At 71.5% G+C, this 13,457-nt stretch carries 12 protein-coding genes; 9 read left to right on the forward strand and 3 right to left on the reverse strand.

The window, feature by feature from the left end; translation table 11 throughout:
• The first annotated feature begins 203 nt into the window (after positions 1-203).
• The 3 genes from OWR29_RS33615 (at position 204) to OWR29_RS33625 (ending at position 3,572) form a co-directional block, all read left to right on the forward strand.
• Entirely contained in the window at positions 204-2,705 is a 2,502-nt protein-coding gene (locus tag OWR29_RS33615; RefSeq protein WP_267567474.1) for a putative bifunctional diguanylate cyclase/phosphodiesterase, read from the forward strand.
• Positions 2,706-2,882: 177 nt separating this feature from the next.
• Positions 2,883-3,023 carry a hypothetical protein gene (locus OWR29_RS33620; RefSeq protein WP_267567409.1) on the forward strand — a complete coding sequence of 47 codons (141 nt, stop codon included), beginning with the start codon at positions 2,883-2,885 and terminating at the stop codon, positions 3,021-3,023.
• 219 nt (positions 3,024-3,242) lie between these two features.
• Positions 3,243-3,572 (forward strand): hypothetical protein, encoded by a 330-nt coding sequence (locus tag OWR29_RS33625; RefSeq protein WP_267567410.1) that lies wholly within the window; start codon positions 3,243-3,245, stop codon positions 3,570-3,572.
• Here the strand turns inward: OWR29_RS33625 and OWR29_RS33630 are convergent.
• Positions 3,569-3,736, reverse strand: coding sequence for a hypothetical protein (locus OWR29_RS33630; RefSeq protein ID WP_267567411.1), 168 nt, complete (start codon positions 3,734-3,736; stop codon positions 3,569-3,571). The two genes, OWR29_RS33625 and OWR29_RS33630, sit on opposite strands and share 4 nt — an antisense overlap.
• A gap of 96 nt (positions 3,737-3,832) precedes the next feature.
• Here OWR29_RS33630 and OWR29_RS33635 point away from each other — a divergent pair, with 96 nt between their 5' ends.
• The 4 genes from OWR29_RS33635 (at position 3,833) to OWR29_RS33650 (ending at position 8,008) form a co-directional block, all read left to right on the forward strand.
• The gene (locus OWR29_RS33635; RefSeq protein ID WP_267567412.1) at positions 3,833-5,251 is read left to right on the forward strand and encodes a CYTH and CHAD domain-containing protein; all 1,419 of its coding nucleotides are present in this window, start codon (positions 3,833-3,835) and stop codon (positions 5,249-5,251) included.
• 53 nt (positions 5,252-5,304) lie between these two features.
• Positions 5,305-6,273: a polyphosphate kinase 2 gene (gene ppk2 / locus OWR29_RS33640; RefSeq protein WP_267567413.1), complete on the forward strand. Its 969-nt coding sequence runs from the start codon at positions 5,305-5,307 to the stop codon at positions 6,271-6,273.
• A gap of 278 nt (positions 6,274-6,551) precedes the next feature.
• Positions 6,552-7,463: a ribonuclease Z gene (locus OWR29_RS33645; RefSeq protein ID WP_267567414.1), complete on the forward strand. Its 912-nt coding sequence runs from the start codon at positions 6,552-6,554 to the stop codon at positions 7,461-7,463.
• The gene (locus tag OWR29_RS33650) at positions 7,463-8,008 is read left to right on the forward strand and encodes a GNAT family N-acetyltransferase (protein ID WP_267567415.1); all 546 of its coding nucleotides are present in this window, start codon (positions 7,463-7,465) and stop codon (positions 8,006-8,008) included. The genes OWR29_RS33645 and OWR29_RS33650 overlap by 1 nt, the downstream gene beginning before the upstream one ends.
• 256 nt (positions 8,009-8,264) lie before the next feature.
• On the opposite strand, the gene OWR29_RS33655 is transcribed toward OWR29_RS33650, so the two are convergent.
• Entirely contained in the window at positions 8,265-8,555 is a 291-nt protein-coding gene (locus OWR29_RS33655; RefSeq protein WP_267567416.1) for a hypothetical protein, read from the reverse strand.
• A gap of 189 nt (positions 8,556-8,744) precedes the next feature.
• Here OWR29_RS33655 and OWR29_RS33660 point away from each other — a divergent pair, with 189 nt between their 5' ends.
• Both OWR29_RS33660 and OWR29_RS33665 read left to right on the forward strand, forming a co-directional pair.
• The gene (locus OWR29_RS33660; RefSeq protein WP_267567417.1) at positions 8,745-9,689 is read left to right on the forward strand and encodes a S1C family serine protease; all 945 of its coding nucleotides are present in this window, start codon (positions 8,745-8,747) and stop codon (positions 9,687-9,689) included.
• 154 nt (positions 9,690-9,843) lie between these two features.
• Complete coding sequence (locus OWR29_RS33665) at positions 9,844-12,075, forward strand: TPM domain-containing protein (protein WP_267567418.1); 2,232 nt, start codon at positions 9,844-9,846, stop codon at positions 12,073-12,075.
• A 929-nt stretch (positions 12,076-13,004) separates the two neighbouring features.
• Here OWR29_RS33665 and OWR29_RS33670 read toward each other — a convergent pair.
• Positions 13,005-13,310 (reverse strand): hypothetical protein, encoded by a 306-nt coding sequence (locus OWR29_RS33670; RefSeq protein ID WP_267567419.1) that lies wholly within the window; start codon positions 13,308-13,310, stop codon positions 13,005-13,007.
• Positions 13,311-13,457 lie beyond the last annotated feature (147 nt).

The following is a 13,457-nucleotide window of genomic DNA, read 5'->3' on the forward strand; positions in this document are numbered from 1 at the left end:
CTGTTCATCGGTATTGATTTAGCCTTCCGCCCGGGGGCTTAACCGTCCCCGATCCCTGCGCGGAAGGGGGCGCCGAAAATGACCATTCCCCGCCCGCCGTTTTCTCCGCTGCAGATGCACGTGCATCCGCCAGTGCCGCTGTTCAAGTGGGGTTTCTCGTGATCGCGCCGCCGGTCGCCGAGGCCTCCGTCCGCCGTTCCTGGATCGACACGGCGGGCCTCGCCGGCCGTTCCCGTGGGGTCCTCGCGCTCACCATTGCGGTGATCGGTTCGGCCGTTCTGCTGGCCGTCCTGGGTGCCCTGCTGCCCCTTGATCGCCCGGCCGACCGGCCCCTGACTCCGGTCGCCGGTGTCGCCCTCGCTCTGGCCCTCGTGATCGCCGGGCAACTGGCCCGGCTGCGCTTCCGGCTCGGCCGGGGCATGGTCTCGGTCAGCTGGGGCGAGGCCGCCTTCATCATCGGCTTCATCGCGGCGCCGCCCGGCTGGCTGCCCGCGGCGACCCTGGCCGGCGCGCTGCTCGCGTGGGCGCTGCTGTCCTGGTGGGACTCGCACCGCAACCTGGCCGAGCTGGTTCACCTGGCCGCCTCGCTGAGCCTGGGCGCCACCGGGGCCACGGCGGTGGCGGTGCTGGTGGCCGGGGACGCGCCAGTGCTCAGCACCCGCATGACGGCCGGTCTGCTGGCCGGCGCCCTGACCTACCTGATCATCACGTTCGGGCTGGCCACGCTGACCCTCACCCTGCACCGGGACGCCCCGGCCCGGCAGATCCTGCTCCGGGCCTCGTACGCGAAGATCCCGATGTTCGTCGGCAACGTGGTGGTCGGCCTGGCCGCGGTGCACGCGCTCGTCGACGGCCCGCTGTGGCTGCTCGCGTTCGCGCCCGGGCTCTGGCTGCTGCAACGCACCTACCGCTTCCACCTGCGGGCGGAGGAAGAACGCCGCATGTGGGAGTCGTTCTCGGCCGCCACGGCGACCCTGCCCGGCGGCACCGAGGCCGAGGTCGCGCAGGCCGGCCTGACCGCCGCCTTGGACGTGTTCGGCGCCCGCCGCGTCGAGATCGAGGTGCGCGGCCGCGACGGCGAGCACCGCTACGCCCAGGACGGCCCCGGCCTCGACAACGCCGTCGCCGGTCTGCCCGGCCCGGCGATCACCCGGACGATGACCGTGGCCGGCGACCCGGTCGGCGAGCTGACCGTCTGGCTGTCCGGCCCCACCCTGCCCGCCCCGCGCGACGAGGCCGCCATCTCGGCCTTCGGCGACGCCCTGGCCGGCGCGCTGCACGACGCGGCCACGCGGCACCGGGTGGCCGGGCTCGAGCAGCAGATCACCCAAGACCTCACCAAGGACAGGCTGACCCGCTTGCTCAACCGCAGCACCCTGCTGACCGACGGCGACCGGCTGCTGCGGTCTTTCGACCGGCGCCGCCCGGTCGCGCTGCTGCTGCTCGACATCAACGACTTCCGCGAGGTCAACGGCACCCTGGGCCACCGCCACGGCGACGAGGTGCTGCGCCTGGTGGCCGAGCGGCTGGGCGAGCTGGCCCGCGACGGCGAGCTGGTGGCCCGCACCGGCGACGACGAGTTCGGCCTACTCATCCCGACCGTGACCGCCCTCGCCGACACCGCCGCACGGCCGGACGAACTGCCCAGCCCGCTGCCGGCCGCCCTGCGCCGGGCCCGCGAGCTGGTCGAGCACCTGATCCGGCCGATGGAGGTCTCCGGGGTGCGGCTGGCCGTCGAGGTGGCGGTGGGCGTGGCCGTCAGCCCGGCCGGCCGGGTCGACCTCGGTGAACTGATCCGCCGGGCCTCGCTGGCGCTCAACCAGGCCAAACGGCAGCAGCTGGCGGTCAGTGCCTTCGACGCCAGCCAGGACGCGGTCACCACCGACGCGCTCGCCCTGCTGGCCGACCTGCAGGACGCGCTGGCCGCCGACGACCAGATCCTGCTGCACCTGCAGCCCGCGGTCGACCTGATCACCGCCGCCCCGACCGGCGTCGAAGCGCTCGTACGCTGGAAGCACCCACGCCGCGGCCAGCTCTCACCAGGCGATTTCGTGCCGGCCGTCGAGCACTCGGCCGAGCTGCAGACGGCGTTCACCGCGCGGGTGCTCGACCTGGCCCTGGACGCGGCCGGCAGCTGGCACGCGGCCGGCGTCGACGTGCCGGTCTCGGTCAACGTCTCGGCCCGCAGCCTGCTCGACCCCACGTTCCCGGCCCAGGTCGCCGAGGCGCTGCGCCGCCACCGCGCCCCCGCCTCGTACCTGGTTCTCGAGATCACCGAGTCGGTCGCGGTCAGCCAGGAACGCATCGTCGACGAGGTACTGGCCGAGCTGCGCGACATGGGCGTGCAGCTGTCGCTGGACGACTTCGGCACCGGCTACTCGTCGCTGGCCATCGTCACCCGCGTCCCGGTCGACGAGATCAAGATCGACCGCTCCTTCGTCGACGACATGATCGAACGCCCCGCCGCCGAGGCCGTGGTCCGCGGCGCCGTCGAACTGGGCGCCCGGCTAGGTGTCCGTGTGGTGGCCGAGGGCGTCGAAACGACCGAGCAGCGGGCGGCCCTCATCGCCCTCAAGTGCCCCATCGCCCAGGGCTACCACTTCTGCAAGCCCATGCCGGCCGACAAGATCGTCCGGGCCCTGATCGCGCTGGCCGAGGCCGCCCCCGACAACATCCGCCCCCTGCGCGCCGACGACGCCTCGTAACGGCCCGCGCGCCGGCTGACCGAAGCGGAGTTCAAGGCGACCCTGGACCCGCACCCCGTCCCCGCCGGGCTGGATCAATCGCCGCCGTTCGACTTCTGGCCGTACTTCGAGGCGATCCCTGACCAGGATTTCGATGGTCACGACTTCTCGGACGGCGTGGTCGAGCACGCTTGGACGATGCCGGCCCCCGAGACCCAGCACGTGCTGGTCCGCTGCGAGACCGCGAACGTTTTCCTCGTACTGGTCCTCGACCTCCGCCACAGCCGGGTGCAGGGCCATCACCTGCTCGACCTGCGGAAGATCTACGGCCTCGGGTGACATGTGTGCCGCTACGGCCGCGACGGCTCCTCGAAGTCGTCCGGCCTGCGGTCCCAGCCGACGTTCCTGCCGTGGCGGCAACGACAACATGGTGACCGCTCAGATATAGATCCCTCGCACTGCCGGGGGCTGTTTTCATGCCTCGGAGTGGAAAAGATCGACATGTCCCGACATCGTTCGCACACTGGGGAGTGTCAGCGGGGCTGCGGGAGGTGGACCATGCCGATTTTTTACAACGACGAGGAGCGGCGCGCCTGGAACCTGGCGGAGTCGCTTGCCGAGCAGGCCGAGGAGTCGATGCGGGAGGCGGAGGACGCGCTCGAGACCTGGAAGACCGGCAAGGAGATGAACCGGCTGCGGTGCATCCGCAAGGGGATCAGCGAGTCGGACGCGGAGATCCGGTGGTCGGCCTCGACCACTGCCAAGAACGCCATCACCAACAACGGCTTTTATGTCGGGCTGGCCACCATGTACTACGGGGCCGCCTCGGCCCACTACTCTCGCGCGCTCTATCTGCGCAGCCTGGGCGGGCGGCCGATGGCGGCCTAGTTCTGCTCGTCCTCGGAGGGGGCGGGAGCCGACTGGGCCTGGGACTGCGGCGGCGCCGGCGACGAGGACGGGGCGGGTGTGGCCAGCGCCAGGCCGAGGACCGCGCCGGCACTGATCAGGCCGAGGCCGGCCAGCGAGACGGGGCGACGCTCCGACTTTTCCATGCGGCAACGGTGCCAGCGATTCCTGTGGTTCCGCTGTACGCAACCTGCGAACAAGTTGGCCTGTGTCAGGGTCACCCGTTCGGGCAGTATTAACGGATGGAGATCGCAGGCGAAACAGAGCGTAAATACGACGTGCCCACTGAGTTTCGGCTGCCCGATCTCGCCGGCAAGGCAGGGATCCGCAGCACCGACGGCGCCGAGACGCATGACCTCGACGCCATCTACTTCGACACCGACGACTTCGCCCTCATGCGTCACCGCCGCACCCTGCGGCGGCGCACCGGGGGCGGCGACGCGGGCTGGCACCTGAAGACGCCCGGCGAGGGCACCGATCGCACCGAGCATCGCCTTCCGCTCAACGGCACGCCGGACGTGGTGCCGGCCGAGCTGGTCGGCCAGGTGCGCGCGATCGTCCGGCGCGAGAGCCTGCGCCCGATCGCCCGACTGCGCACGCACCGGGTCGAGACGCCGCTGCGCGACGCTCACGGCAACACGCTCGCCCTCGTCGCGCAGGACCAGGTGATCGCCGAGACCGACGGCCGCGAGCAGCGCTGGCAAGAGGTCGAGGTCGAGCTGGTCGACGGCAGCCCCAAGCTGCTCGCCGCCGTCGAGAAGCTGCTGTTCCAGGCGGGCGCCACCCCGGCCGAGGGCCCGTCCAAGGTGTCGCGCGCGGTCGGCAACCGGCCCGCGCCGGCCGCCTCCAAGAAGCCGAAGAGTCCGGTCCTGCAGTACGTGCGTGAGCAGCGCGACGCCATCACCGGCTACGACCCGGGTGTGCGCCGGGGCGACGCCGAGGCCGTGCACAAGATGCGGGTCGGCACGCGGCGCCTGCGCAGCACCCTGAAGACGTTCAAGCGGTCCTTCCCCGAGGCGGCCGACCTCAACGACGAGCTCAAGTGGCTGGCCGACCTGCTGGGCCAGGTGCGCGACGGCCAGGTGCAGGAGGGCAAGCTGCTGGCCGGGCTGGACGAGGCGGGCGAGCAGTTCCGACCGGTGGCCGCCCGCATCCGCGAGCACCTCGACAACCAGGTGGCCGAGGGCCGCGCCGCGCTCGAAGAGGCGCTGGAGAGCGAGCGCTACCTGACCCTGCTCGACCGCATCGACCAGCTGGCCGCGCAGCAGACGGTGGAGGCGGACCCGATCCGGCGGGCCGCCAAGAGCCTGGCCAAGGCGGACGCCCTGCTCGACGAGGCGCTGGCGCACGGTGAGGACCATGAGCTGCACGACGCCCGCAAGGCCTACAAGCGGGCCCGGTACGCCGTCGAGGTCTTCCAGCCGGCGGCCGGCAAACCCGCGAAGAAGCTGGTCGACGCGCTGACCGAGCTGCAGGACGTGCTCGGCGCCCACCAGGACTCGGTCGTCGCCCGCGAGCTGCTGCACGAGCTGGGGCAGGACAGCTTCTGGTTCGGGGTGCTGTGGGCCCGGCAGGAACAGGTCGGCAAGGACACGTACGCGCAATTGCCCGTCGTCGTCGAGACGTCGCGCAAGAAGATCTTCCGCAAGTGGCTGGGCTGATTGTTCACCTGGTGGCTCGTTGAGTTGTCACCCGAACCGGGTATGCACAGTGCATGCAATCCGAGGCGGAGCAGACGCAGCACAACGGGTTCGACGACGAGCTGACGACGGGCCCCTACGACGGCCCGGTCACCGAACTGGGCGGCTACCGGGTCGCCGACGACGATGACGACGACCCGGTGCTGCTCAACGCCGACGGCACCCCGGTCGACACCTGGCGCCAGGACTACCCGTACGACGAGCGGATGCCCCGCCAGGAGTACGACCACCACAAGCGCCTGCTCCAGATCGAGCTGCTGAAGCTGCAGAACTGGTGCAAGAGCACGGGTGAGCGGCTGGTCGTCCTGTTCGAGGGCCGCGACGCCGCCGGCAAAGGCGGCACGATCAAGCGCTTCATGGAACACCTGAACCCCCGGGGCGCCTCGGTGATCGCCCTCGAGAAGCCGAACGAGCGCGAGAGCACCCAGTGGTACTACCAGCGCTACATCAACCACCTGCCCTCGGCGGGTGAAATCGTGCTGTTCGACCGTTCCTGGTACAACCGGGCCGGCGTCGAGCGCGTGATGGGCTTCTGCACCCGCGCCGAATACCTCGAGTTCATGCGGCAGACCCCCGAGCTCGAGCGCATGCTGGTGCGCTCCGGTGTCCACCTGGTCAAGTTCTGGTTCTCGGTGACGCAGGGCGAGCAGCGCACCCGCTTCGCCATCCGGCAGGTCGACCCCGTACGGCAATGGAAGCTCTCGCCGAACGACCTGGCCTCGCTCGACAAGTGGGAGGACTACACCGAGGCCAAGGAGGCGATGTTCTTCTACACCGACACCGCCGACGCGCCGTGGACCGTGGTGAAGAGCAACGACAAGAAGCGGGCCCGGCTCGAGGCCATGCGGCACGTTCTCAACCGCTTCGACTACGACAACAAGGACCCCGAGATCGTCGGCACGCCCGATCCGCTGATCGTCGGGCCGGCCGCGCTCGCCGTGGAGGGCACCGAGATGTCGCCCCGGGTATTCCCGCGTCTGTAGTGATTCAAAAAGTGTTGGCGAGCACCGCCTCCGGTGGTTAACGTGGCCGTACACGTGAAGGGAGGTGGTCCGAAGTTGTATAGCAACGGGACTCGTGAGGTGGCTGTCCGCTAGCCGCTGTCCTCGACAGCTTCGTCAGTAGTACGTCGAGACCGTGTGGCAGCGGTGCGGCGAATACCAGATAGCCACCCGACCCCTGGGGATCCGGCCTTGTCCGACCGGACCGTGCATACGTGTGCGGAAGTCCCCAGGGGTCGCTTCTATCTCCGGGGGTGCTCGTGCGCGAACTGGTCGTGCTCGGCACGGCGAGTCAGGTGCCCACGCGGTATCGCAATCACAACGGCTACCTGCTGCGCTGGGACGACGAGGTGATCCTGTTCGACCCGGGCGAGGGCACCCAGCGCCAGATGCTGATGGCCGGCCTCGCGGTCACCCCGATCAAGCGCATCTGCATCACCCACTTCCACGGCGATCACAGCCTGGGCCTGCCCGGCATCCTGCAGCGCATCTCGCTCGACAAGGTGCCGCACCCGGTCACGGTCCACTACCCCGGCGCCGGCCAGCAGTTCTACGACAGGTTGCGGCACGCCACCAGCTACTGGGACAACGCCGAGATCGTGGCTTCGCCCCTCTCCGGCGCGCGCTGCGTCGTCGAGACCCCGGCGGGGCGGCTCACGGCGCTGCCACTGTGGCACTCCCTTCCCACGTACGGGTATCGGCTCGACGAACCGTCGGGGCGCCGCATGGTCCCGTCCCGGCTGGCCGAGCACGGCATCAGCGGCCCGGCGGTCGGCGAGTTGCAGAAGGCGGGCCGCCTCGGCGACGTGACCCTCGATCAAGTGAGCGTCGAGAAGCCCGGCCAGAGCTTCGCTTTCATCATGGACACGGGCCTGTGCGACAGCGTGTTCGAGCTGGCGGCCGGCGTCGACCTGCTGGTCATCGAGTCGACGTTCCTGACCGAGGACGCGGAGATGGCGGCCCTGGTCGGGCACCTGACCGCGGCTCAGGCCGGCGCGGTGGCGCACGAGTCCGGCGTACGGAAACTGGTTCTGACCCACTTCTCGCAGCGCTATCAGGATCCGTCGCGCTTCCTGGAAGAGGCCCGGCAGTCGTTCGCCGGTGAGATCGTCGTCGCCGAAGACCTGGGCCGAGTGCCGGTGCCACCACGACGCGGCGCTACGGTCGGGTGATGCGCGTTTCCCTGCGTACGGCGGAAGAAGTTGATCTCATGGCCGTCGGCTCGGTGCATCAGCGGTCACGGGTGGCGGCCTATGCGGGCATTCTGTCGCCCGAGACGCTGGAGTTGCGGACGGCCGAGGCGTTCGGCGAGTGGTGGACCGAGCGGTACCGCTGGGAGAGGGACACCCACGTGCTGACCGTGGCCCTCTCGGAAGGCGACGTTGTCGGGTTCACCTACGTCGGGCCGTCGGAGACGCCGGACGCGGCCGAGCTGTACGCGATCCACGTCTCGCCGTCGCTGGTCGGAGCGGGCGTCGGGCGGCTGCTGATGGTGGACGCGCTCGAGAAGCTGGCGGCGATCGGCGGCTCGCGGGCGGTGCTGTGGGTCTTGAAGGACAACACGCGGGCGCGGCGCTTCTACGAGGCGGGCGGCTGGGTCGCCGATGGCGCCGAGCGCAACGAGCCGGTGAACGGGGAGCCGGTCGACCAGCTCCGGTACTCGTTGACCTGGCCCGGCTCGGTGAGCTCTGGGCTGGGCGGGAGCGCGAGACCTTGATGGAACGGGGGAACCTGTGGTCTCGCACTCCCGCCAACCTTCCCGCCCGAACCGGGGGCGCGTCTGGCCGGAGACGCTGGACCGGCGGAGGCATGCCGGTCCTTGCTTTCGGTTCGAGGGCGGGTCCTGCAGGCGGGAGATCGCGACGCTGGCGGGGCGCAGCGGACTCCTCGCCGGACGACGCCGGCCCGGGCCGGGTAGCCATGGCCTGCCGGGGGAGGTCAAGCTGACGGGCGACGTCGGTGGTCGTTTTGAGTTATGAGAAGTAGCCGCGGTTGGGCGACGGCGGCCGGTAGTCGTCGGGGCCGCGCATCGACCGGATGCTGTTCAGGTCATGCCGTACGGTCCACGCCTCCCGCCACGGCCGGCGCGACGCTATGTCGGCCCGCTGGGCGAGACGACGGGGCGCACACGGCCAGCGCCATCCACACCAGACACAGTTGCCGTCGGCGCCGGCTCCGGCGTGCCGGCCGAGCATCTGCTGGGCGTCCCGCCAGAGCAGCCGGTCCACAATGTCGGCCGGTGCCGCCTGGTCCGCGATGACCATTCCCCTGCCCTTCCGTCGGCTTCGTGGGTGTCGGTCGTCATACGTCCGTCACGACCCATACAACAGCGCACCGCCATCCCCCCAGCGGACACTCTGTGCGACTGTCGCGACCCAGCGTGACTGCCCCTGTTCGCCGTGGGCGGACGCCGCACGGGCATCGATGCAGCTCGGGCCCGCGTTGAAGCGTCCATGGATACCGAACACACGGGTGTCGAATCACAGGCGCTCGATGCCTACAGCCGTGTGGTGACCGGCGTCGCCACCAGCCTGCTGCCGTCGGTCGCGGCCCTTTCCGTGCGGACGTCGCGCGGCCAGGGCGCCGGCTCGGCGGTCACCTTCACCGACGACGGATTCCTGCTCACCAACGCTCACGTGGTCGCCGGCGCGACCGGCGGCACGGCCGACTTCGCCGACGGCACCGAAACCCGCTTCGACGTGGTCGGCGCGGACCCCCTCTCCGACCTCGCGGTGGTGCGGGTGCACAACCCGGGCGCGCCCGCGGCCCCGCTCGGCAACGCCGACGACCTCAAGATCGGCCAGCTCGTCGTGGCCGTGGGCAACCCGATGGGTCTCGCCGGCTCCGTCACGGCCGGGGTCGTCTCCGGCCTGGGCCGCTCGCTGCCGGCCCGCGACGGCCGCCGCGTCCGCATCATCGACAACGTCATCCAGACCGACGCCGCCCTCAACCCGGGGAACTCCGGCGGGGCGCTGGCCGACTCCACCGGCACCGTGGTCGGCATCAACACGGCCGTGGCCGGCTACGGCCTGGGCCTGGCCGTGCCGATCAACGCGACCACCCGCTCCATCATCGGCGAGCTGGTCGCCAACGGCCGCGTCCGCCGGGCGTGGCTGGGCGTGGCCGGGGTTCCGGCGCCGCTGCCGCCCGCGCTGGCCGACCGGCTGGGCCAGAAGCTGGGCCTCCGGGTGGTCGAGGTGGTGCCGGGCAGCCCGGCCGGCAAGGCCGGCATCTACCTGGGCGACATCATCATCACGGCCGGGGGTCAGCCGACCACGACTGTGCAGGCTTTGCAGCGGCTCATGCTCGGCCCGGCCATCGGCGCCGACCTGCCGATGACCCTGCTGCGCAAGAACGCTCTGGTCGACGTCGTCACCGTGCCCGCCGAAATGAACTGACCTTCCACCGCCCGGCTGGCTCCTCCCCCGGCCGGGTGGCGCGCGGACCGGCTTTGCCGAGCCGGTCCGCGCGCATTTTCTTTCGTGCCGCGAGTTGTCCACAGGGCTGGGATCGGGCCGGGCCTCCGGGCTCGCTGTGCCCTAGGTTGGGCTGGTGACTTCGAAGCTGAGCCGAAGCGTCGTGATGCTGCTGGCCGCCCTGGCGGCGGTCGCGCTCGTGGCCGGGCCCGCAGTGGCCCAGGCGCCCGAGCGGCTGGCCACCCAGGTGACTGATCCGGGCGGCGTCCTGAGCGACCGCGCCGGCGTCGACGCGGCTCTGGCCGAGATGCAAGACAGCACCGGCATCCAGCTGTTCGTGGTCCTGGTCGACTCGTTCGACGGCACCCCGGCCCAGCAGTGGACCGACGAGACGGCCCGGCTCAGCGACCTCGGCAACCGCGACGCGTTGCTGGCCGTTGCGGTCACCGATCGCGCGTACGCCTATTCGTTCCCGGAGGACTCGCGGATCAGCGACCGCGAGCTGGCCGACGTCGCCGCGAACAACATCGAACCGGCGCTCAGCCGCAGCGACTGGTCCGGCGCGGTGATCGCGGGCGCGCAGGGCTACACCGACGCCGCCACCGGCTCCAGCAACTTCGGCTGGATCTTCCTGGTGCTCGGCATCATCGTCGTGATCGTGCTGGCCTGGATGTGGCTGCGCAAACGCCGGGCGGTGGCGCACACCGCACCCGCCGGCGCTCCCGCGGCCCCCGCCGGCCCCACTGCCGAAGAGCTCACCGCCAGGGCAAACGCGCTGCTCATCGAGCTCGACGACGACCTGCGAGCCGGCGAACGCGAGCTGGCCCTGGCCGTCGCCCAGTACGGCCCCGAGGCCACCGCCCCCTTCCAGGCCGCCCTCGAATCCTCCCGGCAGGACGTGGCCGAGGCCTTCCGCCTGCGCATGACGCTCGACGAGGTGCCCGCCCCCGACGCCACCCAGCGACGCGACACGCTGACCCAAATCATCTCGCTGTGCGAGGCGGCCGACGCCCGCCTCGACGCCGAGTCCGAAGCCTTCGACCGCCTGCGCGACCTGGAAGGCCGAGCCGCCGAGGCCGCCACCGAAATCGACCAGCGCCGTGCCACCATCGAGGCCGCGCTGCCCGCCACGGAAGCGACGCTCAAACAGCTGACGGCCACCTACTCCGGCAGCACGGTCACCGCCATAGCCACCAACGTCGACCAGGCCCGCGAACGCCTGACCTTCGCCGCCACCGCTTTGACCAACGCCCGGCATGCCCTGACCAGCGCAACCCACCCGACCCCCGGTGCCACCCCGGCCGCCCCACCTCCTGGCACGGGCGCAGGGCCTGCCACGGGCGCCGGTGCCGGGCCTGACGCTGGTGCAGGTGCCGGGCCTGACGCTGGTGCGGGGCCTGGCGCGGGCGCAGGTGCCGGGCCTGACGCGGGCGTGGGATCTGGCGCTGGCGCGGCGCCTGGCGCGGGCGCGGGACCTGGCGCTGGTGTCCGGCCCGGCGTGGGCGCGGGCGTGCCCGGTGGTGACCGGGCCGAGGCCGCGCTGGCCGTCCGGGCCGCCGAGCAGGCTGTGGACCAGGCCGACCAGCTGGTGGCCGCCGTGGCCCGGGCTGCCGCCGACCTGCCCGCCGCCCGATCCGCGGCCGACGCCTTGATCAACGAGATCACCGGCGAGATCGCCGCCGGCCGAGCCGCCCTGACCGGCAACACCGTCGCCCCCGCCGGCTTGACCGCCGCCATCACCGGCGGCGAACAGGCCTTGGCCGAGGTGCGCGCCGCGTTCTCCGCCGAGCGACCCGACCCGGTCGACGCCGTGGCCCGGCTGCAGACCGCCGACGCCGCCCTCGACGCCGCCCTGGCCGAGGCGAGAGACGTCGCCGAACGCCTGGCCCACGACCGCAGCCTCCTGTCCCAGGAACTTCCGGTCGCCCGCGCCGAGGTAGCCGCGGCCAACGACTTCATCACCACCCGCCGCGGCGCCGTCCGCTCCGAGGCCCGGGCCACCCTCTCCGAGGCCGTACGCCACTTGTCGGTAGCCGAAAGCGTCGCCACCACAGACCCCGCCACGGCCTTGGCCGAGGCCCGCCAGGCCCGCCAGCTGGCCGCCAACGCCGCCCGCTCCGCCAACCTGGACGTCCAACGCTGGGGCGGCGGCCCCGGCTACGGCGGCGGCTGGGGCGGCGGCCGCGGCTCCCAGGGCGGCTTCGACGCAGGCGCCTTCGCCGGCGCCGTCCTAGGCGGCATCCTCTCCGGCGGCGCCCGCTCCGGCGGCTACCACGGCGGCGGCTTCGGCGGCAGCGCCTCCCGAGGCCGCCGCACAAGCGGCGGCGGAGGCGGAGGCGGCCGCAGAGGAGGAGGCGGCCGCTTCTGACCCACTCCCCCTAAACGCCAGACTCGTCGCAGACGCCAAAGCGAGCCCACCACGCACCGCGCGACCATGCCCGTTTCGCGTGACCACCAGCGTGGACGGCCAACTCGCCGTCAACCCGACGCGCACCCGTCGACGCGAGGCCATGAACGCAACACTCGGCCGCGTTCGCAAGGGCACGGCCACGAGCCCAAAGCGCGGCCACGAATGCGCCGCGAGCCGCAGGCGCCGAGACCGTATACGCAGGCCCGCGCCACTAGTCGCAAGGGCGCGGCCGTGATCAAAAGGTGCCACAGTGAGGGCGACGCGAGGCAAGAACGCTTGGGCGTGAGCGCGCCACGAGGCGTGAGCGCGAGGCGTGGGCATCGGCGTGAGCGCGACGCGAGGGCGAGGCGAGGGCGTGAGCGCGACGCGACGCGTGAGCGCCACGCGACGCGTGAGCGCCACGCGAGGGTGGGCGTGAGCGAGGCATGGGCGTGAGCGCGACGCGAGGGCGAGGCGAGGGCGTGAGCGCGACGCGAGGGTGGGCGTGAGCGAGGCATGGGCATGGGCGTGAGCACGACGCGAGGCGTGGCCGTGAGCACGACGCGAGGTGCAGACGTCCAGGCGTGAGCGCGAGGCGAGGCCATGAGCGCAACGCGAGGCGCAGACGCTCAGGCGTGGCCGTGAGTGCGAAGCGTGGCGGTGGGTTTGAGCGTGGCAGAGGCGACGCATCGTCCTGGAACAGTCCTGAAGGTCACGCCGGAATGGGCGGCTGGGACGCTTGAGGGTGTTTGCGAGGGATTCGTTGCGATTGGCACGGCGGAGTGCGATGCCTGAGCGTGGTGGGTGGTTGCCGGCGAGGGTTCGCGACTCGGCGGAAGATGCTCTTCGTGAGCGCCGACGGAGGGCGTGTCGGGAACCGCGGTCGAGGCTGGGGCTTTGCGCTTGGCTCAGCGGGAAGGGTCGGAGACCTCGATCACGCGGGTGGTGGGTGCGGCGTCGCCCAGTTGGGCTCGTAGGGCCAGGCGGTCGGGGTCGGCCATGAAGGCTTCGTAGCCGGCGCGGGACTCGAAGCGGATCGTGTGGACCTCGGCTTGGGCGTCCGTGCTGTAGAGGCGGGACTCGAGTGCACCGCCGTGCCGGGACAGCATTGCCAGGACGGCGTCCTCGTAGCGCCTGCCTTCGGCGGCGTGGGAAGGCGACATGTCCACGATGGCTACCAGCAGGAGACTGCCCGCTTCGCTGCGCTCGACCATGCCGCGAAGTATCGCACCGCCACGCAGCCAGGCATCTCATGATCGGCAGCGGAGGTAGCGCCGAGCGGTCTTGAGACGCTAGTGGGCGACCCATCCAGCGAGAGCGCCGCGATGGACGGCAGATGAACGTCGCAGCCTGCCAGTAAG

This window comes from Paractinoplanes pyxinae (genome assembly GCF_026626335.1).
Lineage (GTDB): Bacteria > Actinomycetota > Actinomycetes > Mycobacteriales > Micromonosporaceae > Actinoplanes > Actinoplanes pyxinae.

Excerpts from the sequence above, each read along its gene's own strand:
- OWR29_RS33670 (WP_267567419.1), bottom strand. The coding sequence starts at position 13,310 with ATGGTCGAGCGCAGCGAAGCGGGCAGTCTCCTGCTGGTAGCCATCGTG.
- ppk2 (WP_267567413.1), top strand. The coding sequence starts at position 5,305 with ATGCAATCCGAGGCGGAGCAGACGCAGCACAACGGGTTCGACGACGAG.
- OWR29_RS33635 (WP_267567412.1), top strand. The coding sequence starts at position 3,833 with ATGGAGATCGCAGGCGAAACAGAGCGTAAATACGACGTGCCCACTGAG.
- OWR29_RS33655 (WP_267567416.1), bottom strand. The coding sequence starts at position 8,555 with ATGGTCATCGCGGACCAGGCGGCACCGGCCGACATTGTGGACCGGCTG.
- OWR29_RS33650 (WP_267567415.1), top strand. The coding sequence starts at position 7,463 with ATGCGCGTTTCCCTGCGTACGGCGGAAGAAGTTGATCTCATGGCCGTC.
- OWR29_RS33620 (WP_267567409.1), top strand. The coding sequence starts at position 2,883 with ATGCCGGCCCCCGAGACCCAGCACGTGCTGGTCCGCTGCGAGACCGCG.
- OWR29_RS33660 (WP_267567417.1), top strand. The coding sequence starts at position 8,745 with ATGGATACCGAACACACGGGTGTCGAATCACAGGCGCTCGATGCCTAC.
- OWR29_RS33625 (WP_267567410.1), top strand. The coding sequence starts at position 3,243 with ATGCCGATTTTTTACAACGACGAGGAGCGGCGCGCCTGGAACCTGGCG.
- OWR29_RS33630 (WP_267567411.1), bottom strand. The coding sequence starts at position 3,736 with ATGGAAAAGTCGGAGCGTCGCCCCGTCTCGCTGGCCGGCCTCGGCCTG.